20 protein-coding genes are annotated in these 21,259 nt (G+C 68.3%); 7 read left to right on the top strand and 13 right to left on the bottom strand.

Features of this window, described 5'->3' with window-relative positions; translation table 11 throughout:
* Nucleotides 1-648, bottom strand: a 648-nt coding sequence (locus F3J18_RS06395) for a DUF4118 domain-containing protein (RefSeq protein WP_166912011.1), incomplete at its 3' end; no start/stop codon positions are given.
* A 120-nt stretch (nt 649-768) separates the two neighbouring features.
* Entirely contained in the window at nt 769-2,205 is a 1,437-nt protein-coding gene (locus F3J18_RS06390) for a sigma-54 dependent transcriptional regulator (protein WP_166912009.1), read from the bottom strand.
* A 432-nt stretch (nt 2,206-2,637) separates the two neighbouring features.
* Here F3J18_RS06390 and F3J18_RS06385 point away from each other — a divergent pair, with 432 nt between their 5' ends.
* A complete protein-coding gene (locus tag F3J18_RS06385) occupies nt 2,638-3,621 on the top strand; it encodes a sigma-54 dependent transcriptional regulator (protein WP_025099639.1) in 984 nt (327 codons plus the stop codon).
* A 63-nt stretch (nt 3,622-3,684) separates the two neighbouring features.
* Here the strand turns inward: F3J18_RS06385 and F3J18_RS06380 are convergent, their stop codons facing one another.
* The 3 genes from F3J18_RS06380 to F3J18_RS06370 all read right to left on the bottom strand — a co-directional run bounded on the left by F3J18_RS06380 (nt 3,685) and on the right by F3J18_RS06370 (nt 5,525).
* The gene (locus tag F3J18_RS06380) at nt 3,685-4,686 is read right to left on the bottom strand and encodes a BON domain-containing protein (protein WP_166912007.1); all 1,002 of its coding nucleotides are present in this window, start codon (nt 4,684-4,686) and stop codon (nt 3,685-3,687) included.
* Between the two features lie 88 nt (nt 4,687-4,774).
* Nucleotides 4,775-5,140: a chemotaxis protein gene (locus F3J18_RS06375; RefSeq protein ID WP_166912005.1), complete on the bottom strand. Its 366-nt coding sequence runs from the start codon at nt 5,138-5,140 to the stop codon at nt 4,775-4,777.
* A 91-nt stretch (nt 5,141-5,231) separates the two neighbouring features.
* Entirely contained in the window at nt 5,232-5,525 is a 294-nt protein-coding gene (locus F3J18_RS06370; protein WP_044273733.1) for a hypothetical protein, read from the bottom strand.
* Nucleotides 5,526-5,719: 194 nt separating this feature from the next.
* Here F3J18_RS06370 and F3J18_RS06365 point away from each other — a divergent pair, with 194 nt between their 5' ends.
* Nucleotides 5,720-6,043 carry a hypothetical protein gene (locus tag F3J18_RS06365; RefSeq protein ID WP_166912003.1) on the top strand — a complete coding sequence of 108 codons (324 nt, stop codon included), beginning with the start codon at nt 5,720-5,722 and terminating at the stop codon, nt 6,041-6,043.
* Nucleotides 6,044-6,197: 154 nt separating this feature from the next.
* On the opposite strand, the gene F3J18_RS06360 is transcribed toward F3J18_RS06365, so the two are convergent.
* On the bottom strand, nt 6,198-7,196 hold the full coding sequence (locus F3J18_RS06360) for a helix-turn-helix domain-containing protein (RefSeq protein ID WP_205195325.1): 999 nt from the start codon (nt 7,194-7,196) through the stop codon (nt 6,198-6,200).
* 147 nt (nt 7,197-7,343) lie between these two features.
* Between F3J18_RS06360 and F3J18_RS06355 the strand changes: the two genes are divergently transcribed.
* The 4 genes from F3J18_RS06355 to F3J18_RS06340 all read left to right on the top strand — a co-directional run bounded on the left by F3J18_RS06355 (nt 7,344) and on the right by F3J18_RS06340 (nt 11,476).
* On the top strand, nt 7,344-8,033 hold the full coding sequence (locus F3J18_RS06355) for a DJ-1/PfpI family protein (protein WP_025099645.1): 690 nt from the start codon (nt 7,344-7,346) through the stop codon (nt 8,031-8,033).
* A 508-nt stretch (nt 8,034-8,541) separates the two neighbouring features.
* On the top strand, nt 8,542-10,314 hold the full coding sequence (locus F3J18_RS06350) for a peptidase S10 (protein ID WP_036052029.1): 1,773 nt from the start codon (nt 8,542-8,544) through the stop codon (nt 10,312-10,314).
* 65 nt (nt 10,315-10,379) lie between these two features.
* Nucleotides 10,380-10,778 (top strand): hypothetical protein, encoded by a 399-nt coding sequence (locus F3J18_RS06345; RefSeq protein WP_025099647.1) that lies wholly within the window; start codon nt 10,380-10,382, stop codon nt 10,776-10,778.
* 245 nt (nt 10,779-11,023) lie between these two features.
* The gene (locus F3J18_RS06340; RefSeq protein WP_013697377.1) at nt 11,024-11,476 is read left to right on the top strand and encodes a hypothetical protein; all 453 of its coding nucleotides are present in this window, start codon (nt 11,024-11,026) and stop codon (nt 11,474-11,476) included.
* 88 nt (nt 11,477-11,564) lie between these two features.
* Here F3J18_RS06340 and ppx read toward each other — a convergent pair whose 3' ends face one another.
* Nucleotides 11,565-13,079: an exopolyphosphatase gene (ppx, locus tag F3J18_RS06335; protein WP_017918444.1), complete on the bottom strand. Its 1,515-nt coding sequence runs from the start codon at nt 13,077-13,079 to the stop codon at nt 11,565-11,567.
* 355 nt (nt 13,080-13,434) lie between these two features.
* Here ppx and ppk1 point away from each other — a divergent pair, with 355 nt between their 5' ends.
* Nucleotides 13,435-15,498 carry a polyphosphate kinase 1 gene (gene ppk1 / locus F3J18_RS06330; RefSeq protein ID WP_166912001.1) on the top strand — a complete coding sequence of 688 codons (2,064 nt, stop codon included), beginning with the start codon at nt 13,435-13,437 and terminating at the stop codon, nt 15,496-15,498.
* Between the two features lie 133 nt (nt 15,499-15,631).
* On the opposite strand, the gene phoR is transcribed toward ppk1, so the two are convergent.
* The 6 genes from phoR to pstC all read right to left on the bottom strand — a co-directional run bounded on the left by phoR (nt 15,632) and on the right by pstC (nt 21,198).
* The gene (gene phoR, locus F3J18_RS06325) at nt 15,632-16,945 is read right to left on the bottom strand and encodes a phosphate regulon sensor histidine kinase PhoR (RefSeq protein ID WP_025099649.1); all 1,314 of its coding nucleotides are present in this window, start codon (nt 16,943-16,945) and stop codon (nt 15,632-15,634) included.
* 66 nt (nt 16,946-17,011) lie between these two features.
* Nucleotides 17,012-17,713: a phosphate regulon transcriptional regulator PhoB gene (gene phoB, locus F3J18_RS06320; RefSeq protein WP_025099650.1), complete on the bottom strand. Its 702-nt coding sequence runs from the start codon at nt 17,711-17,713 to the stop codon at nt 17,012-17,014.
* 29 nt (nt 17,714-17,742) lie between these two features.
* Nucleotides 17,743-18,447 (bottom strand): phosphate signaling complex protein PhoU, encoded by a 705-nt coding sequence (gene phoU / locus F3J18_RS06315; RefSeq protein WP_013697372.1) that lies wholly within the window; start codon nt 18,445-18,447, stop codon nt 17,743-17,745.
* Between the two features lie 16 nt (nt 18,448-18,463).
* Nucleotides 18,464-19,312 (bottom strand): phosphate ABC transporter ATP-binding protein PstB, encoded by an 849-nt coding sequence (gene pstB, locus F3J18_RS06310; RefSeq protein WP_166911999.1) that lies wholly within the window; start codon nt 19,310-19,312, stop codon nt 18,464-18,466.
* 15 nt (nt 19,313-19,327) lie between these two features.
* Nucleotides 19,328-20,224, bottom strand: a complete 897-nt coding sequence (pstA, locus tag F3J18_RS06305) for a phosphate ABC transporter permease PstA (RefSeq protein WP_025099652.1) — start codon at nt 20,222-20,224, stop codon at nt 19,328-19,330.
* Nucleotides 20,221-21,198 carry a phosphate ABC transporter permease PstC gene (gene pstC / locus F3J18_RS06300; RefSeq protein ID WP_013697369.1) on the bottom strand — a complete coding sequence of 326 codons (978 nt, stop codon included), beginning with the start codon at nt 21,196-21,198 and terminating at the stop codon, nt 20,221-20,223. The genes pstA and pstC overlap by 4 nt, the downstream gene beginning before the upstream one ends.
* Between the last annotated feature and the right edge of the window lie 61 nt (nt 21,199-21,259).

Raw genomic sequence — 21,259 nt, 5'->3', positions numbered from 1 at the left:
CTGCCCGGCCGGGCGCAGCCAGTGCAGCTCGCCGGCGCCGCCCGCGGCGCCCTCCCCGCCGGCCAGCACGCGCTCGAGCGCCGTCACGCGGGTGCCGGTGCCATGGCTGTCGTAGCCGTGGAAGATCTCGTGGAAGGGCTTGCCGTGCGCGCTCGCGCTCTGGTGCCCGGTCAGCGCGACCGCCACCGGGTTGAGGTAGGTGAGCCGGCCGAGCGGGTCGATCACCATCACGCCCTGCGTCAGCGAGGCCAGGGTGATCTCGTAGTGCTGGCGCGCGGCGGCCTCGCGCCGGCGCAGCGTCTCGTTGGTCAGGCGCGCATGGCGAAACGCCGCCACCACCGCGCAGACCACGCCCGCCACCAGCAGGAACAGGCCGACCTGCATCGCCTGCATGGCCGGCGAGAGCGGATAGGCGAGCGGATCGCCGAGGAACAGCAGCCAGATCAGCAGCGCGCTGAGCAGGGTGGCGACCAGCCCCGCGCCGAACGACGCGGTCCAGGCCACTCCCGCGATGAACGGGTAGTAGAGCAGGAGCGGCATGTTCGCGCCGCCGTAATGGACCAGCAGCGACTGCAGCACGGTCGGCATCGCCACCAGCGCGGCGATGATCACGCCGTTACGCATCCAGCCTGATTCGAGTTGGGTCATCCGATCGACTCCCGCCCTGGCCGGCTGCCTGCCGACCGGGCGCTGCACGCCGGCCGCCGCAGCGGCCCGCCCTCCCTGGCATGGCATCGTCGGGCGCGGGCACGAGGCCCGCGCCGCGCCTCACGATGCCGTCTTGTCCGTCTTGTCCGCGAGTTGGTCGGCCGGCCTGTCGGCCGCCTTGTCGCTCTTGTCCGCCTTGTCGGCTTTCTCGCCGCCCTCGATCTGCGCGAGGCGGTTGTAGATCGTCTTGAGGCTGATGTCGAGCACCTCGGCCGCGTGCGTCTTGACCCCGCCGCATTGCGCCAGGGTGCCGAGGATCACGCGCCGGTCGACCTCCTCCAGCGTGGTGCCGAACGGCACCGACACCGTGTCGTCGGCCGCCACCGCCTCGCCCGAGACTTCCGCCATGATCGGCGGCGGCAGCGTGTCGATCAGCTCGCCGTCGTTGAAGATGCTGGCGCGCTGCACGAAGTTGCGCAGCTCGCGCACGTTGCCCGGCCATTCGTAGCCGGCCAGCGCCGCCAGCGCGGCCGGCGCGAAGCGCATGTTGCGCCCGCTCTCCTCGTTGAGCCGGGTGAGGAAGGCGGCGGCCAGCATCGGGATGTCGTCGCCGCGCTCGCGCAGCGGCGGCAGCGTGATCGGGAACACGTTGATGCGGTGGTAGAGATCGGGGCGCAGCTTGCCGTTGGCCATGGCCGCCTCGGGATCGAGGTTGGTGGCCGCCACGATGCGCACGTCCACGTCGATCTCGCGCGCCGAGCCGAGCCGCGTCAGGCGCCCGGTCTCGAGCACGCGCAGCAGCTTGACCTGCGATTCGACCGGCATCTCGGTGATTTCGTCGAGGAACAGCGTGCCGCCGTCGGCGCGCTCGAAGAAGCCCTTGTGCTGGCGGTCCGCGCCCGTGAAGCTGCCGCGGTCGTGGCCGAACATCTCGCTCTCCACCAGGTTCGCGGCGATCGCCCCGCAGTTGATGGCCAGGAACGGGCCCTTGCGGCGCAGGCTCAGGTCGTGGATGGTCTGCGCGGCCAGCTCCTTGCCGGTGCCCGACTCGCCCATCAGCAGCACCGAGGCCTCGGTGCCGGCCACCCGGCTGATCGCGTCGTACATGGTCTGCATCGGCTGCGAGCTGCCCAGCATGCGGCCGAAGCGGCCCAGCCGCTTGAGCTCGCTGCGCAGCGAGGCGATCTCCTCGTGCAGCACGCTGGTGCGCGGCACGCGCGCGAAGATGCTGTTCAGGCGCTGCATGTTGAGCGGCTTGACCAGGTAGTCGGTCGCGCCGCGCCGCAGGGCGTCGATCGCGGTTTCCAGGCTCGCGTGGCCGGTGGTCAGCACCATCTCGCAGTGCACGCCCTTGGGCAATTCGTCGAACAGGTCCATGCCGTTGCCGTCGGGCAGCACCAGGTCGCAGAGCACCAGATCGGGCGTGTGGGCGGCGATCAGCGTGCGCGCCTGGGCCAGGGTCGCGGCGGTATCGCAGCTCAGTTGCTGCGTGTGCGCCAGCGCGGCCAGCATGTCACGGGTGTCGGCGTCGTCTTCGACGACCAGAATGTAGGGCATTGATGCTCCGTCGCAAGACACGTGCCCGGAGGCGAGGCCCCCGCATGGCAACGTGCGGATCGGCCGATCGCGGCGCGGCCGCGGTCGAGACCGTGAGGCGATCGCACGCGGCAACATTGCGTGGATCGCGGGTAAGGATCGGCAATGCTGACCGACGAGGCTCGCGCCCGGTAAGGATGTCCCGAATCGCGGCAGCCGGAGCGGCGTTACGAGTAGTCGCACCGGCCAAGCATTCGGGGAGTATAGAGGAGTCGCCTGCGCCGCCCGGCATTATCGGTTTTTTCTATCCGTACCCCGTAGGCAAATTGGAATTTTCAATTCATGCAGCGGCGCTGGATTCGGCTACGCTTGCGCTTATAAAAATTACACGCTGCGCGGTGACCGTGTAGGGAGTACGAAGAGGCACGCTGTTCCACCCGAGATCCATCATTCATGTCGAAAACATCCAGCGACGGCCGGCGGCTGGCCGGTTCGTCGCCGCGCATCCAGGCACTGCTCTCGAAGATCGAGAAAGTGGCCGCGACCCGCGCCAGCGTCCTGATCGTCGGCGAAAGCGGTGCCGGCAAGGACATCACCGCGCGGCTCGTGCACGATGCCAGCACGCGCGCGGGCGGCCCGTTCGTGGCCGTCAACTGCGGCGCGATTCCCGCCGACATCGCCGAATCCCAGCTGTTCGGCCATGAGAAAGGCAGCTTCACCGGCGCGGCCGCCCAGCACACCGGCTTCTTCGAGGCCGCGCGCGGCGGCACCATCTTCCTCGACGAGATCGCCGAGATGCCGCGCGAGATGCAGGTCAAGCTGCTGCGCGCGCTCGAGTCGAACACCATCATGCGGGTCGGCGGCACCGAGACCATCGCGTTGGACGTGCGGATCGTCGCCGCGACCCACCACAATCCGGTCGACGCGATCCGCGACGGACGGCTGCGCGAGGACCTGTTCTACCGGCTCGCCGCCTTCGCGCTGCACGTGCCGGCGCTGCGCCATCGCGATGGCGACGTCGAGGAGATCGCGCGTGACCTGGTGGCCGCGCTCAACGCCCAGCACGGCAGCGACAAGCAGCTTTCGGCGCAGGCGCTGAAGACGCTGCGCGCCTATCCCTGGCCCGGCAACGTGCGCGAGCTGCGCAACACCATCGAGCGCGCCTTCATCCTGGCCGACCACGACATCGACCTCGACCTGCCGCGCCAGTTGCCGCCGCGCGCCGACGTGCGCGACAACGTGATGTCGCTGCCGCTGGGCGCGACGCTCGCGCATGCGCAGCAGCGCTTCATCGTCGCCTCGCTGCGCCACTTCGAGGGCGACAAGCCGCGCACCGCGAAGGCGCTCGGCATCAGCCTGAAGACGCTCTACAACCGGCTCGCGCTGATGCGCGACCACGGCCTGCAGAACGAGCTCGACGACAGCGCGCGGCGCTGAGGGCGGGCGCCGGGTGCTGCCGCGCCGCCCTCGCCGCGCGTGCGTCATCACGACGAAGGCGATTCAGTGGCGACGGCCATCGGGCCCGGAGCCCGTCGTTGCCCCGGGTCCGGCCGGCCCCGCCGGGCCGATCGCGCCGGAAGGATGCGCGGCCGGGTCGGGCGAGCCAGGATGCGCGGCCGGATGCGAGAGCGCGTCGGCGCGCGGCAGCGGCCTCGGCAGTTCGTCGCGCGAGGCATCGCGCGACACCCGTACTTGGTTGTCGACGTCGCGCACCCACACGCAACTGGCGGCCAGGTCCTCGATCTCGTGCTTCATCCAGCGCTCGGGCACGCTGCCCTCGAGCCGCACGCAAGCCTCCCGCACCGCCACGCTGACCTCGCTGACGTCGAGGTCGAAGGCATAGGCCAAGCGCTCGCAGACATCCTCGCGAATCCGCTCGTCGGAGCGCGTGTAGCCCTTCGGCCCACGAATGCGCGGCGCGGCGCGCTGGCCGCCGCGCGCGGGTGGCGCGAAGCGCGGGTCGTAGCGCGCATGGGACGGCGCGCCGTGGCCGCTGCCCAATTCGTCGAGCCGATCGCCGTCGAGCCGGGCGCCGTCGGGCCGGTCGCGGTAGTCGTCGCCTCGGCCCGCGTTGCCCGGCCCGCGAGCGTTGGCGCCCGGGCGCCGCGATTCGCCGTGTACCCGCGAGGGCTCGCCGCGACGCCCCGGCTCGTCCCCCGCCCCCGCTCTTGCGTCCGGGCGGAGAGGTTGCCGGTATGCCTCTTGGTAGGCCTCTCGATACGCCTCGTCGAAGCCGTCGCGCTCGCGCGGCCGGGGAACGTCGCGATCGCGGCCGGCCGCTTCGCGCGACCCGGCTCGCCAGCGTCGCTCGTCGAACCGATCGCCGGGCAACTGGTCGCGGGCGTCGTGAAAATCGATATCGCGTTCATCGTCGGGCAGCAGCAGGTCGTCGTAGTGCGGCAGGTCGCGTTCGTCGCGGCCCCAGTACGCGCGTTCGTTGCGCTCCTGCCAGTTCGCAGGCTCGCGGGCTTGTCGCGAGCGATTCGGATGGCGTCCTTGCATCGCTTCCTCCTCGATCGGTAGGGGCCGGCCGGATCCCGGCGCGGCCGGATTCGTCGTTTACTTCAATCCTATTGAAAGATTTCCCGGATCAACGGCGACGGGATCCCGCCCCGCCGGCCGGCAAGGTCGGGTCGGGCGCCCGGGCGTCCTCGTCGTCGCCCACCAGGCGATCGGTGCGATCGGGCTCGATGTCCTCGTTGTCGACCAGGCCCGCATCGCCATCGGCCGAGGCCCGCTCGCCGGTGCCGGAGCGATCGGTACCGGCCGCGCCGGCCGCCTCGCCGCGTTCGAGCGCATGCGCGTCGAGTTCGCTGTCGATGTCGAACGGGCGACGCTTCGCGCCGCGCGTGTCGCTGCCGCTGTCGGAGGAATCGCTCGGGCCGAGCGTATCGGCGACGGGCCGGCCGTCATCCGGGTCGAGCGGCTCGTTATCGGGGTTCAGGGTGCTGTTCATTCGGCCTCCTGGTTGAACCGCCGGCACGGCGAGCGGCCGGCGGGAGGGTTGGCGTTCAGGGTTCGCGCGATTCGCGCTCAGGGGTTCGCGTTCAGCCGCCCGAGGCGCCGGAAGCGCCCATGGCCCCGGACGCACCGGACGAATCGCCGGCACCCGAGGCGCCCGTCGCGTCGGAGGCGGCACCCGGCGACATCGGCGCCGGCGTCACGCCGGTCGCGGCGCCCGGTTGCGCGCCGCTGTCGCTCGCCGAACTCGATGCCGAGGGCGCGGTGCCCGCGCCGCCGCTGTCGCTCTGCTTCGAACAGCCGGCGGCGGCAAGCAGCGCCGCGCACAGCGCGCCCATCGCGAGCGCGCGCCACACTGGTCGTGTCGGATCGTGTTGCATAGGACCTCCGGTGTTGGATGGACCCTGAAGCGCAGCAAGCCGCGTGCCGCCCGCCACCGCCCGAGTGGCACGGGGCTTGCTGAATCGGCGGGAAACACGGGAAACGCCGCCGCATCCCCGGCCATTCGCGCCGACGCGGCCCCGACGCGGCGCATCGGGCGCCACGCCGCCGTTCAAGCATGGAGGAACGCTCTGTGACCCAAGTCGACCTGCTTCGTTACCTGGTGACGAGCCAGTTGGTCGCGCGCATTCAGACCGGGCGCTGGATGCCGCCCGATCGCGTCGTTACCGCGACGCATGGCTGGCTGACCGGCCATCGCGTCGAATGCGACTGGCTCGATCGGATTCGAATCGCGATGGCCGCGCGCGGCCTGGCCGGCGAGATCTACGAGGTCGCGACCTCGGGCCAGCACCCGGGCCTCGTCGACGGCCTGCTGGCCGACGAGCACTCGCCGCAGATGGAGGCGCTGCGCGCGCGCTGCGAGCACTATCTGCAGCGGCTGCTGCGCAGCCACTGATCCGCGCGCTCGTGCCTGCCCCGCTCCTGCCTGCCCCATAACCGCCGGCTCGGGATGGGCGCGCCGCGGCTCGCTTGGCGCTTGGCCAGCGCGTCGGCCGGCGCGAGGCGGGCACGCGTGCGGAGCATTTCAGCCGCGCCGCCTCAGGCCCGACTCAAGCCGCGCGCCAGGCGCTCGGCGACAGCGTCTCGATCTGCCGCCAGGCCGAGCGGAACGCCTGCACGCTCGCGAAGCCGCATTGCTCGGCGATCCGCTCGACCGGCGCGTCGCTGTCGCGCAGCAGTTGCCTGGCCCGCGCGATCCGCAACTGCTGATGATAGGCCTTCAGCGTGATGCCGCAGGCATCGCGAAAGCGCCGCGCGAGATGTCGGTAGCTGAGCGCGAAACGCCCGGCCAGCTCGGTATAGGACAGCGTGCAGGCCGGCTCGGCCACCAGGAAATCCTGCACCGCGTGGATCAGCTCGTGATCGTGGTCGCGATAGCGCAGTTGCGCGTCGAGCGCGGCGTCGCCGCTCATGCGCCGGAACGGCACCACGTTCTCGCGCGCCACCTCGATCGCGGCGGCCGCGCCGAACTGCCTCGCGATCAGGTGCAGCGCGAGATCGATGCCGGCCGCCACGCCCGCCGAGGTCAGCAGCGCCCCCTCGTCGACCAGCAGCCGGTTCGCCAGCACGCGCGCCTCGGGATGGCGCTGCTGCAGGCGCGTCAGGTGCGCGTGATGGGTGGTGCAGGCCTGGCCGTCCAGCAGCCCGGCCGCGCCTAGCAGGAAGGCGCCGGTGCAGACGCCGGCCAGCACGATGCGCTCGCGCTGCGGCGCCACCACGCGCCGCAGCCAGCTCACCAGTTGCGCGTACTCGGCCGACGGCGGCGCGCGGAAGTCGTGCTTCGAGCCGATCACGATCACCCAGTCGCCGGCCGGCACGCGCTCGGGCAGGGGCGCGAGATTAGCGAGCCGCAAGCCCTGATGGCTGTCCAGGGTCGCGCCCGCGGCGATGCAGCAGGTCTCGACCGCCGCGATGCGCAGCGGCGCCAGCGAGGCGATCAATTGCAGCGGGCCGCCGAGGTCGAGCATGTGCACGCGCGGCGGCAGCACGAACCAGGCACGCCGGGGCGGCCGGGCGGAATGGGAAACGGTGGCGAGGGCGGCGCACATGGGGGCTCCAGGAACGGGATCGGCGGGATGCCTCGCATGATGGCAGGAAATTTGCCGATCCTGTCAGGCAAGCGAATTGTCCCGTCCCGATGCGCTGGCTACCATGGCACGAAATCTTCCTCTTGGATTTCCACCGCGGAGTTCGCCATGTCCCATCGAATCGCATTGCTGATGTTTCCCGGCGTCCAGGCGCTCGACCTGGTCGGCCCCTACGACGTGTTCGCCGCCCTGCCCGACACGACGGTCCACCTGGTCTCCAGCGACGGCGCGCCGGTGCAGGCCGCGCATGGCCTGACGCTGAGCCCCGATACGCGCTTCGAGGATTGCCCGCCGGTGGACGTGCTGTGCGTGCCGGGCGGCCGCGGCATCGGCGAGCTGCTGCTCGATGATGCGACCCTGTCCTTCCTGCGCCGGGCCGCCGGCACCGCGCGCTACCTGAGCTCGGTCTGCACCGGCTCGCTGGTGCTCGGCGCGGCCGGCCTGCTGCAAGGCCGGCGCGCCACCACGCACTGGGCCTTCCTGCCGTTGCTGGAAGCCTTCGGCGCCACGCCGGTGCGCGAGCGCGTGGTTCGCGACGGCAGCCTCGTGACCGGCGGCGGCATCACTGCCGGCATCGATTTCGCGCTGACCATCGCACGCGAGCTGCATGGCGACGCCGTCGCGCAGGCCACCCAGTTGTCGATCGAATACGCGCCCGCGCCGCCGTTCGACGCCGGCAGCCCCGAGACGGCGCCGGCCGAGGTGGTCGCGGCCGTGCGCGAGCGCTACGCGCCGATCTACGCGACCCGCGAGGCCCTGGTGAAGCGTGCCGCCGAGCGGCTCGGCACCGGGCGTTGAGATTCCGGCGCGCGCCCTGCCCCCGAGGGGCGCGCGCCTTATCGCGCGACTGCATCGAGGCGGAATAAACCATTAAGCCGCCGGCTGGATTTCACATGAAAGCAATTGGTAAAGATTCGAGAAATTTTTAATAAGCCAATCCACTTTCCGCGATTACCCGAATAGTTCATTCGAACCACCCGCCGCGCAACGAATCCGTCAATCGCGCGCCTGCCTTTTCCGATGTCGGGAACCGGTACCTTCCCCCATCTCCCGCTCAGGGCCGTCCTGCCTGCCGATGGCGCCGCCCATCGCGCCGCATCGCAACAAAATCACCGTTACAAAACTCCACACGAAATTTTTCGAATTTCGATTGACGCAAATATTTTTCATTCTTACGCTGCTTGCCGACCCACGCGAGTCGATAAACCATAAAAACAATGAATCTGGCGCAATTCAAGCCCATAAAGCCGCGATTGCATCACCATCCTGATTGATTTAAATAAATCGAAAGGAAAAGGAAACAAGAATGAAAGAGAGAAACCAGGGTCTGGGTCGCGGATCGCAGCGTGCGATTCGGCAAATCGGAGGGATCGTCCTGTCGATGTCGGCGCTCGCGCTGAGCGCGTGCGGCGGCGACGGCACCAGCAGCAGCATCGCCTCGGTCGACGCCTCGGCGAACCATCCCTTCACCGACAACACCGCGTACTCCACCAGCGCCGGCGCGAACCTGCAGGCCTCGCAGGTCAACGAATCGGCGGCCGTCATGCATCGCCAGTGGACGGGCGGCGGCAAGACCGTCAGCTACACCTCCACCACCGGCCACCTCACCGCGATCGATCCGAGCGGCAAGGCCGAGGCGAGCATGTCCTACGTCGCCTACACGGCGCCGAGCCAGGACGGCAAGCCGCGCCCGGTCACCTTCTTCTACAACGGCGGCCCCGGCTCCTCCTCGGTCTGGCTGCGGCTCGGCTCGTTCGCGCCGACCCGCGTGGCCACGCCCGATCCGCTGATGACGAACTGGCCGAACTTCCCGCTGGTGAGCAACGACGAGAGCCTGATCGGCACCACCGACATGGTGTTCATCGACCCGCCCGGCACCGGTTTCTCGGAAGCGATCGCGCCGAACACCAACCAGACCTTCTGGGGCGCGGACCCGGACGTGCGCGTGATGCGCGACTTCATCCGCCGCTACATCGCGGTGAACAATCGCGCGAGCTCGCCGCTCTACCTGTACGGCGAGTCCTACGGCACGCCGCGCACCGACATGCTAGCGCTGTCGGTCGAATCGGCCGGCGTGAACCTGACCGGCATCGTGCTGCAATCCTCGATCCTCAACTACTTCGCGGATCCGGGCGAAACCTACGCGATCACCAACGGCAACGCGGCCAACAACGCGCTGGAGCTGAAGTACACGACCGACGGCATGATCGGCTACTTCCTCGGTTATGCCCAGGTGGCGGCCTACTTCAACCAGGTCTCGCCGGCGCCGACCAGCAACGGCCAGTTCGCGCTGCAGATCCAGAACTTCGTGACCGCGCAGTATTCGCAGCTGGCCACCTACGCGCCGACCTTCTTCTTCGCCGGCAGCCCGCTGGTGCCGAACCCGACCTTCCCCGACAACAACACCTTGTCGCAATGGTCGACGCAGACCAACATGTCGGTCGCCTCGCTGAACGCCTACTTCGGCAACGACTACTACGGCACCAACCTGGTACCGGGCTCGACCATCGGCCGTTATGACGGCCGCGTGATCCTGCCGAGCAGCGACCCGCGCCTGCAACAGGATTCGGATCCCTCCGACATCCTGATCACCCAGCCCTTCACCAATGCGCTGGCCACGCAGTTGCCGAACGAGCTCGGCTTCGAGGCGCCGAACGCGACCTACGCCACCCTCAACAACGACATCATCGGCGCCTGGGACTTCAGCCACGCGGGCCAGGCGGTGCCGGACACGATCCCGGACCTGCTCGCGGCGCTGCAGCTGAACCCGCAGTTGAAGGTGCTGTCGGCCAACGGCTATCACGACCTGGCCACGCCGTTCTTCCTGACCGAGAACCAGCTCGCGCGGCTGCAGACGGTGCCGGGCCTGAACCCGAACCTGCAGATGACCTTCTACCAGGGCGGCCACATGATCTATCTCGACAATGTCGCGCGGCCGCAGCTCAGGTCGGACCTGGTCTCGTTCTTCGCCAACCAGCCGATCTCGAACGCGCTGTCGCTGGCGCAGTTGCCGGCGCCCTGGCCCGACGAAAGCCCGGCCGGCACGCCGACGCTGAAGACCGCGGTCGCGGCCCGCTGAACCGACAGGCGCGGCGCCGCCCGTCGGGCGGCCCGCGTTCGCCAACCTCATCGATGAGACAAGCCATGATCCAATCCCATCCGATCGCGCGCCTGCTCGCGCTCGCCCTGCTGCTCGCGCTGCCGGTGCTGCCGGCCACCCAGGCCATGGCGGCCGCGCAACAGGCCGTCTCCACCCCGGTGCCGCTCAAGGGCGGCGTGGACGGCCCGTTCCTGCCGCGCCGCCCGATCGCCGCGCCCTCGGCGGCCACCACCGGCAGCGACCTGGCCCAGCAGGCCCAGTCGCGGCTGGCCTCGAGCCTGGCCGCCAACAGCGCGCTGGCCAACGGCCAGTCGATCACCAAGGCCCAGGCCCAGGCCGACGGCCTGCCCTTCATCGCGCGCAACTTCGAGCAGATCGATACCGCGCACAGCGGCCGCGTGAGCATGCAGCAGGTCAGGCAGTACCTGCAGCAACAGCAGTAAGCGGCCGCAGCGGCAGCACGCGGCGGCACGGCACGCCCTCGCCCACCCGCCCCTCCCGCGCCATGGGCGGGGTGGAGGCGGCCAGGCGGCGGCCAGGCTGCGCCGCCGCCGCGTTTTCGTTATGATCGGTCACATACCGGACGATCAGGCCAGGGCCTGTTCAAGCCACCGGGCATCGCGGGCCGGCCGCCTCGGCAGCCGGCTTCCTCGTTGACCAGTACAACAACATCACCGATCTTCCGCCTATGAAAACACGCCGTCTCGGGGCCGCCGGCCTCGCCTGCGCCCTGCTGGGCGCCATCAGCCTGGCCGCTTCGGCTGCCGCCCTCGCCGCCGAGCCCAAGGCGCTCGACGCCGCGCTCGACTGCTCGTCGAACGGCCATCGCTTCATCGCGCCGCTGGCCGAGGCCGGCGACATCCAGACCAAGCCGATGCATGTCGAGTCGAACTCGATGAATGCCTTCCATACCGAGCACCCGCTCAGCGCTTACGGCTTCTCGGTCTACGTGGTGCTCGGCTACCAGCAGGACGATCCGCTGTTCCAGCACGGCGACGGCAAGCCGATCGACGAATGGGGCTACGGCGTGGTGGTGCGCGGCTCGAAGAGCGCCGTCGAGGCCAAGGTGCGCGCCGCCGGCAGCCAGGCCACCGTGAAGGCCGCCTTCCCGTTCCTGACCGCGATCGTCTGCACCCCGTAAGGATCGGCCGGAAACGACAACGGCCGCACCTGGGTGCGGCCGTCGAGGCACGGGCGGCCCCGGAACGGGCCGGCCGAAGCGAGGCGCGTCAGGCCTCGGTATAGACCACGCGATACGGAATCCCGACCTTCTCCCATTCCGCCGCTTCCTGGCTCAGGCTGTAGTCGGTGAGCGGATTCTGCTCGACCCAGCTGCTCGGCAGGCGGACCTCGTAGCCGCCCTTCTTGACATCCGATACCGAGATCTCGGGCAGGCCCGCATCGGTTCGCCGACGGCACAGCAGCGCGGCCAGGCGCAGGCAGAACAGCAGCGGCCACTCGACGTCGCGCGACTGCGAGAGCTTGCCGAGCTTGCCCGCGTGACCGAGCACCAGCGCCGCCAGGCGAGCCTGGTCGGTACGCGAGAAGCCGGGCATGTCGGCATTGCTGGCGATATAGGCCGAATGCTTGTGATAGGCACTGTGCGAGATCGACAGGCCGATCTCGTGCAGCGCGGCCGCCCAGCCGACGAAGGTGCGATCTTCCTCGCGGGACACATCCTCGGTGTGTTCGAGCTGGTCGTAGAAGCTGGTGGCCAGCGAGGCGATACGATCGGCCTGCGGGCGATCGACGCCGTAGCGGCGCATGAAGCCTTCCACCGTCACGGCGCGCATGTCCTCGTGCTGGGCCCGGCCGAGCAGGTCGTAGAGCACGCCCAGGCGCAGCGCGCCGTCGGTGGTGTCGACGTAGTCGATGCCGAGTTCCTCGAACACCGCCAGCATGATCGACAGGCCGCCCGCCAGCACCGGGATGCGGTCCGGCTTGAGCGCGACCAGCTTCAGGCGGTTGACGTTCTCGGCCTTGATCAGGGCGCGCTTCAGGCGCTCCAGCCCGCCGCGCGAGATGCCGTGCGAGATGCCGGCGTCGTTGAAGCCATTGCCCTCGACCAGTTCGGCCAGCGCGCGGGCCGTGCCCGAGGAACCGATCGCCTGGTCCCAGCCGGCCTTCTTGTACTCGCCCGAGATGATCTGGATTTCGCGCTTGGCGGCCAGCTCGGCCTGGCGCATGGTGTATTCGTCGACGTTGCCGGCCGGGAAGAACTGGCGGCTATGGCTCACGCAGCCGATATAGAGGCTTTCCATCACGATCGGCGTGTAGTGCTGGCCGATGATGAACTCGGTCGAGCCGCCGCCGATGTCGACCACCAGCCGCTTGCCGGCGCTGGCCGGCACCGAATGCGCGGCGCCCGCGTAGATCAGGCGCGCTTCCTCGCGGCCCGCGATCACCTCGATCGGGAAACCCAGCGCGGCTTCCGCCTCGACCAGGAACTCGCCGGCGTTCTTCGCCACGCGCAGCGTGTTGGTGGCGACCGCGCGCACGTGATCGGGGTGGAAGTCGCGCAGCCGTTCGCCGAAGCGCTTGAGCGCCTCCCAGCCGCGCTCCTGCGAGGCGCGATCGAGCATCTTGTCGCGCGACAGGCCGGCCGCGAGACGGACCGGCTCGCGCAGCGCGTCGACCGGGTAGATCTGGCTGCCCGCGGGAGTTTCCTCGACGCGGCCGACGATCAGCCGGAAGCTGTTCGAGCCGAGATCGACGGCGGCGAGCAATTGCGGGGATGTAACCATCGGGTAGAAGCTCCGTTCTCAGGCCGGCAAGTCGCCGCCGTGCCGGCCCAGTGCATGACAAACGCGACATTCTAAAGGCTGGCGCGCTTGCGGTGTCGGATCATCGCGCCATGCCGCGCTCCACCGCAGTATCCGCGATTTGTATCGATTGAAACAGGTGGTGAGTTTCCGCTCGGGCGGACGTATTATTTGTAGACAAAACCGTGATTGTCATCAAGTCGTCATCAAATCATGGAATGTCAGGCCGTATCATTCCAGAACAAGATCAAATACGTCATCAAGATGTCATCGCACCGTGAGAATTTCCGAACTTCCGTTTCTGCCCGCCGCACCCGATCTGCCATCCTCGCTGCCGATGTCCATCCGCTACCCGCTGCTCAACCGTGAACTAGGCATCCTCGGTTTCAACGAGCGCGTGCTGGCGCAGGCCGCCGATCCGCAGGTGCCGCTGCTCGAGCGGCTGCGCTTCATCTGCATCACCAGCAGCAACCTCGACGAATTCTTCGAAGTCCGGATGGCCGGGCTGCAGGAGCAGATGCGCGACAACCCGGGCGCGCTGTCGCCCGACGGCATGTCGCTGCAGCATGTCTACGACCTGGTGGTGGACCGCGCGCAACGCCTAGTGCACAAGCAGTACGCGATGCTGCACGAGACCATCTTCCCGGCGCTCGAGACCGAAGGCATCTATTTCCACGGCACCGATACCTGGAGCGAGGCGCAGCTCGAATGGGCGCGCGCCTACTTCCTCGACGAACTGCTGCCGGTGCTCACGCCGATCGGGCTCGATCCGGCCCATCCGTTCCCGCGCGTGCTCAACAAGAGCCTGAACTTCGTGGTCGAGCTGGAAGGCCGCGACGCCTTCGGCCGCCAGGCTCTGCTCGGCATCGTGCAGGCGCCGCGCGCGCTGCCGCGCCTGGTGCGCATGCCGCAGGAGCTGTCGGGCTTCCGTCACGGCTTCGTGCTGCTCAGCTCGCTGATGCAGCGCTTCGTGGGCGAGCTGTTCCCGAAGCTGGTGGTCAGGAGCTGCAACCAGTTCCGCATCACGCGCAACAGCGAGCTGTTCGTCGACGAGGACGAGATCACCAACCTGCGCGTGGCGCTGCAGGGCGAACTGCCGGCGCGCCACCTCGGCAACGCGGTGCGGCTCGAAGTGTCGGCCGACACGCCGGCCCATATCGTGCGCCGCCTGCTCGACGAGAGCGAGCTCAACGAGCGCGATTGCTATCGCGCCAACGGCCCGGTCAACCTGGTACGGCTGATGCAGTTGCCCGACCTGGTCGACCTGCCCGAGCTGAAGTTCGTGCCGCACGCGCCGTCCACGCCGGCGGCCATCGCCAACGACACCTCGATGTTCGACGCGATCGATCGCGGCGACATCCTGCTGCATCATCCCTACGAGAGCTTCCAGCCGGTGCTGGAGCTGCTGCGCGAGGCGGCCAAGGATCCCAACGTGGTCGCGATCAAGCAGACCATCTACCGCACCGGCACCGATTCGCCGCTGATGGACGCGCTGATGGAAGCCGCGCGCAACGGCAAGGAAGTGACGGTGGTGGTCGAGCTGCTGGCGCGCTTCGACGAGGAAACCAACATCAACTGGGCCTCGCGCCTGGAGGCGGTGGGCGCGCACGTGGTGTACGGCGTGGTGGGCCACAAGTGCCACGCCAAGATGGTGCTGATCGTGCGCCGCGAGAAGCGCGGCGGCAAGACCGTGCTGCGCCGCTACGTGCACCTGGGCACCGGCAACTACCATCCGCGCACGGCGCGCCTCTATACCGACTTCGGGCTGATGACGACCGAGCCGAGGATCTGCGAGGACGTCCATCACGTGTTCCAGCAGCTCACCGGCATCGGCGGCGAGCTCAAGCTGCACGAGCTGTGGCAGTCGCCGTTCACGCTGCATCCGAAGCTGATCGAGGGGATCCGCAACGAGATCGCCAATGCGCGCGCCGGCAAGCGCGCGCGCATCGTCGCCAAGATGAACGCGCTGCTCGAACCCTCGGTGATCGCCGAACTCTACGAGGCCTCGCAGGCCGGCGTGAAGGTCGACCTGATCGTGCGCGGCGTGTGCGCGCTGCAGCCGGGCGTGCCGGGCCTCTCGGAGAACATCACGGTGCGCTCGATCATCGGGCGCTTCCTGGAGCATCACCGGATCTACTACTTCCATGCCGGCGGCGCCGAGCTGGTCTACCTGTCGAGCGCGGACTGGATGGATCGCAACCTGTTCCGCCGCGTCGAGGTGGCCTTCCCGATCCACGATCGCAAGCTCAAGCGCCGCGTGATCGCCGAGGGCCTGTCGGTGTTCCTCGGCGACAATCAATCGGCCTGGGTGATGCAGAGCGACGGCCACTACAAGCGCCGCCGTTCGGGCAAGACCCGGCGCAGCGCGCAGCTCGGCCTGCTGGAGAAGTTCGGCGGCTGAGGCGGCGCCGGCCCCGGGCCGCCTCAACCGCCGCGCAATGCAAAACGCCACTCGCTAGCGAGTGGCGTTTTGCTTGCCGCGCCGCGAACGGGGCACGTGAACCGGATGGACGGCCGCTGCCGCCCCGCCCGCCTCAGGCCGCGCGCGGCCGGCGCACCACCGTGCGCTGCGCCGGGAAGCGCGCCGTGAAGGTACTGCCGCGCCCTTCCTCGCTCTGGATCAGCAACTGGCCGTCGTGGCGCTGCAGCACGTGCTTGACGATCGCCAGGCCCAGGCCGGTGCCGCCGGTATCGCGCGAGCGGCTGCGGTCGACGCGATAGAAACGCTCGGTGAGCCGCGGCAGGTCCTCGGCGGGGATCCCGAAGCCGCTGTCCTTCACCGAGAACACCGCCTGCGAGCCGTCGCGGCGCCAGCAGACGCGGATCTTGCCGCCCTCGGGCGTGTAGCGCACCGCATTGGTCACCAGGTTGCCGAGCGCGCTGAATATCTCGGTCTCGGCGCCCGTCACGCTGAGCGTGTCGTCGATCTCGAAGGAGATCTCGTGATGGCCGGCCGACAGCGTCTGCGCGACGTCCTCCAGGTGGCCGAGCACGTCGTCCATGTCGACCGGCTTGTCGGTCGGCGGCTTGCCCTCGCCCTCGAGCTTGGCCAGCACCAGCAGGTCGGTGACGATCTTGCGCATGCGCCCGGCCTGCTGCTCCATCATGTCGAGGTAGCGCGCGCGCTCCTCGTCCGACAGCGGCAGCTCGCGCAGCGTCTCGAGGAAGCCCGAGAGCACCGTGAGCGGCGTCTTCAGCTCGTGCGAGACGTTGGCGACGAAGTCCCGGCGCATCGCGTCGGTGCGCTCGACCTCGGTGATGTCCTGGGTGAGCAGCAGCTTGCGATTGTCGCCGTAGGGGAACACCTGCACCGCGATCACGTGCTGGCGCCCCTCGCCCATGCCGCGCATCACCAGCATCTCGTCGTAGTGCTGGGCATTCAGATAGCGCACGAAGTCGGGATGGCGGACCAGGTGGGTGATGTGCTGGCGCAGGTCGCGCTTGGCGTCGAGCCCGAAATGCAGCTCGGCGATCGCATTGCACCATTCGATCTGGTCGTGGTCGTCGAGCATCGCCACGCCGTTGGGCGAGGCCTGGATCGCCTGGATGAAGCGCGAATGCTGCTGCTCGACCTGGCGCACCTGGGCGTGCCATTGCTTGGCGAGCTTGTGCAGGCGGTAGTAGATCTCGCCCCAGATGCCCGGCGCGCTCGGCACTTCGCCGTACACGGGCGCATCGAGCAGGCGCCAGAGCTGCTGGGTGTGGAAGGTGCTGAAGAATGCCTGCGCGACCAGCAGCGCGACGGCCACGGCCAGGCCGGCGCGCACGCCGATCGTCACGCCGGCAAGCGTCGCGACCAGCGCGAGCAGGACGAGCGACACCAGAAAGCGCGCCCAGATGATGTTCATGGTTGGCGCTCGACAGGAAACGGGATGGAGGCGAAACGCGGCGCCAGCTTCATGCGCCGCGTCGCGTCATGCGTGCTTGGCGAGGCGGTAGCCGCTGCCGCGCACGGTTTCGATCATAGCATCGCAGCCGGCCGGCTTGAGGGCCGCGCGCAGGCGCTTGATATGGACGTCGACGGTACGTTCCTCGACGAACACGTGGTCGCCCCACACCTGGTCGAGCAGCTGGGTGCGGCTGTGCACGCGTTCCGGATGCGTCATGAAGAAGTGCAGCAGGCGGAACTCGGTCGGCCCGAGGTCGAGCTTGATCTCGTTGCCCTCGGCGGCGGCCGCCACCCGGTGCGTGGCCGGGTCCAGGCGCAGGCCGTTGATCGAGACCACGTCCTCGGTCAGCTGCGGCGCGCGGCGGCGCAGCACCGCCTTGATGCGCGCCATCAGCTCCTTGGGCGAGAACGGCTTGGTGACGTAGTCGTCGGCGCCGATCTCCAGGCCGAGCACCTTGTCCTGCTCGTCGCCGCGCGCGGTCAGCATGATGATCGGGATGTGCTTGGTACGCTCGTTGTTGCGCAGTTCGCGCGCGAAGGCGATCCCCGATTTGCCCGGCAGCATCCAGTCGAGCAGGACCAGATCAGGCAGCACGTCGCTGATCAGGTTCTGGGCCTGCTCCGCGTTGTACGCGCGAATCGCACAATGTCCCGCGTGCTGAAGGTTCACCGAAATCAATTCGGAGATCGCGGGCTCATCTTCGATGACGAGAATGTTGCTGGGCATCGGCACCTCGGTGCGTCCTCTGACGTGGGTTAACTATTGGCTTCGCGATCGAGCAGGTCGCGCGGCTGGTGCCGCACGTCGGTGCCCTTCACGATGTAGATGATGAATTCCGCGATGTTCTTGGCATGGTCGCCGACCCGCTCGATCGCCTTGGCGATGAACAGGAAGTCGAGGCCGACCGAGATGGTGCGCGGGTCTTCCTGCATGTAGGAGACCAGCTTGCGCACGAAGGCGCGGAATTCCAGGTCGATTTCCTTGTCGTCCTTGACGATCTGCGCGGCGGCCACCGTGTCCAGGCGCGCGAACGCGTCGAGCGCGCGGCGCAGGATGGTCACGGCCATCTCGCCCGAGACCTTGATCTCGGCGATGTTCACGCCGCGGGCGATCGGCTCGTCGGCCAGGCGCCGCACGCGCTTGGCGATCTTCTCGGCCTCGTCGCCGGCGCGCTCGAGGTTGGTGATGGTCTTGGAGATCGACATCAGCAGGCGCAGGTCGCGCGCGGCCGGCTGGCGGCGCGCGATGATGTTGCCGCACTCCTCGTCGATCTCGACTTCCATCAGGTTCAGGCGATCCTCGTTGGCGATCACGCGCTCGGCCGCTTCGCGGTCGAACTCGTTGAGCGCGTGGATCGCCTCGGTGATCTGGGCCTCGACGAGGCCGCCCATTTCCAGGACCTTGGACGACACCGCGTTCAGATCGGCGTCGAACTGGCTGGACAGATGCTTGTCGGTCATTATTGTCGCTCCCTCGTCAACCGAAACGGCCGGTGATGTAGTCTTCCGTTTCCTTGCGGGCCGGCTTGATGAAGATCTTCTCGGTGTCGCCGAACTCGATCAGCTCGCCCAGGTACATGTAGGCCGTGTAGTCCGAGCAACGCGCCGCCTGCTGCATGTTGTGCGTGACGATCACCACCGTGTAGTCGCTCTTGAGCTCGGCGATCAGCTCCTCGATGCGGCCGGTGGAGATCGGGTCGAGCGCCGAGCACGGCTCGTCGAGCAGCAGCACTTCCGGGCGAATCGCGATGCCGCGCGCGATGCACAGACGCTGCTGCTGGCCGCCCGACAGGCCGTAGCCGCTCTGGCTGAGCTTGTCCTTCACCTCGTTCCAGAGCGCGGCCTTGGTCAGGGCCCACTCGACGCGGTCGTCCATTTCCGAGCGCGTGAGCTTCTCGAACATCTTCACGCCGAACGCGATGTTGTCATAGATCGACATCGGGAACGGGGTCGGCTTCTGGAACACCATGCCGATGCGCGCGCGCAGCAGCGAGATGTCCTGCTTCGATTCCAGCAGGTTCTCGCCGTCCATCATGATCGCGCCTTCGGCGCGCTGCTCGGGATAGAGCGCGTACATCTTGTTGAAGGTGCGCAGCAGCGTCGACTTCCCGCAGCCCGACGGGCCGATGAAGGCAGTCACCTTGCCTTCGGGAATGCGCATGTTGACGTTCTTCAGCGCGTGGAACTTGTTGTAGAAGAAGTTCAGGTTGTTGACTTCGATCTTCGCGTCGAGCGGGGCGACCGGGCGCTGGCCGTTTGCCGCGTTGCCGCCGGCGGGCGCGCTGCCGTGTTCGATCGGATTCAGGTGGCTTTCTGCCATGTTCATCGGATTGCTCCGCCGTTACTTTTTCGAGAAGATCGAGCGCGCCAGGATGTTCAGTCCCAGCACTCCCAGCGTGATCAGGAAGACGCCCGCCCAGGCGAGCGATTGCCACTGCGCGAACGGGCTCATCGCGAACTTGTAGATCGTGACGGGCAGGTTGGCGATCGGCTTGGACATGTCGAGCGAGAAGAACTGGTTCGACAGTGCCGTAAACAGCAGCGGCGCCGTTTCGCCTGCGATCCGCGCCACCGCCAGCAGCACGCCCGTGACGATGCCGCCGATCGAGGCGCGCAGCGTGATCTTCATGATCATGCGCCACTTCGGCGTGCCGAGCGCGAACGAGGCCTCGCGCAGCGCGTTGGGCACCAGGTTCAGCATGTTCTCGGTGGTGCGGATCACGATCGGCACCTGCAGCAGCGCCAGCGAGATCACCCCGGCCCAGCCGGAGAAGCGGCCCGAGGGCGCCACCACCACCGCGTAGACGAACAGGCCGACCACGATCGAGGGGGCCGACAGCAGGATGTCGTTGATGAAGCGCATCAGGCTCGCGAGCCAGTTCTTCTGGCCGTATTCGGCCAGGTAGACGCCGGCCAGCACGCCGATCGGGGTGCCGACCAGGGTGCCGAGCGCGACCAGCATCAGGCTGCCGACGATCGCGTTGGCCAGGCCACCGCCTTCGCTGTCCGGCGCCGGCGTCGACTGCGTGAACAGCTCGACCGACAGGCCGCCGATGCCCAGGTGCAGCGTGGTGTAGAGGATCCAGACGAGCCAGATCAGGCCGAAGGCCATCGCCGCCAGCGAGAGGGTCAGCGCGAGCGCGTTGGTGCGCTTGCGGCGCGCCTGCAGGCGCGAGCGCATCGCTTCGAGCGCGGCGCCGGACTGGCCGCCCGGCATGTTCAGGACGCGTTCGCTCATTTCTTGCCTTCTCCCTTCTGGAGGCGCAGCAGCATCAGTTTCGAGATCGTCAGCACGATGAAGGTGATCACGAACAGGATCAGGCCGAGTTCCATCAGCGCCGAGGTATGCAGGCCCGGCGCGGCTTCCGCGAATTCATTGGCGAGCGCCGAGGTGATGCTGTTGCCCGGCGAGAACAGCGAGATATTGTCGAGCAGGTTGGTGTTGCCGATCACGAAGGTGACGGCCATGGTCTCGCCGAGCGCGCGGCCCAGGCCGAGCATCACGCCACCGATCACGCCGCTCTTGGTGTAGGGCAGCACGATCTTCCACATCACTTCCCAGGTCGTGCAGCCGATGCCGTAGGCCGATTCCTTCAGCAGCACCGGGGTGACCTCGAACACGTCGCGCATCACCGAGGCGATGTACGGGATGATCATGATCGCCAGGATCACGCCCGCGCAGAGCAGGCCGATGCCGATCGGCGGGCCCTGGAACAGCGCGCCGATGAAGGGCACGGGGCCGAGGATCTGGCCGAGCGGCTTCTGGAACCAGGCCGCGAAGATCGGCGCGAACACCAGCAGGCCCCACATGCCGTAGACGATCGAGGGGATCGCGGCGAGCAGCTCGATGGCGATGCCGAGCGGTCGTCGCAGCCACACGGGCGACAGCTCGGTCAGGAACAGGGCGATGCCGAAGCTGACCGGCACGGCGATGATCAGCGCGATCAGCGAGGTGGCGATGGTGCCGTAGATGGGCACCAGCGCGCCGTAGACATCGGCGTTGGGGTCCCATTCGGACCGCCAGAGGAAACCGAGGCCAAACTTCTCGATGGTCGGCAGCGAGGCGATGATCAGCGAGACGATGATGCCGCCGAGCACCAGCAGGGTCACCACCGCGGCGATGCGCGTGAGGCCGCCGAAGATGACGTCGCCGAGCCGGCCGGGCGCGCGCATCTGGCCGGCGGGGCGTGACGTGAGAGGAATGTCGGACATGGGCGCCTGAAGGTTCGATGGCGGGGGCCACGGGCCGCCCGCCGGTACCGCACGCGTCGCC

Source organism: Burkholderia sp. Ax-1720 (genome assembly GCF_011753035.1).
Classification (GTDB): domain Bacteria; phylum Pseudomonadota; class Gammaproteobacteria; order Burkholderiales; family Burkholderiaceae; genus Burkholderia; species Burkholderia gladioli.
This window is presented reverse-complemented; position numbering and strand designations above follow the sequence as displayed.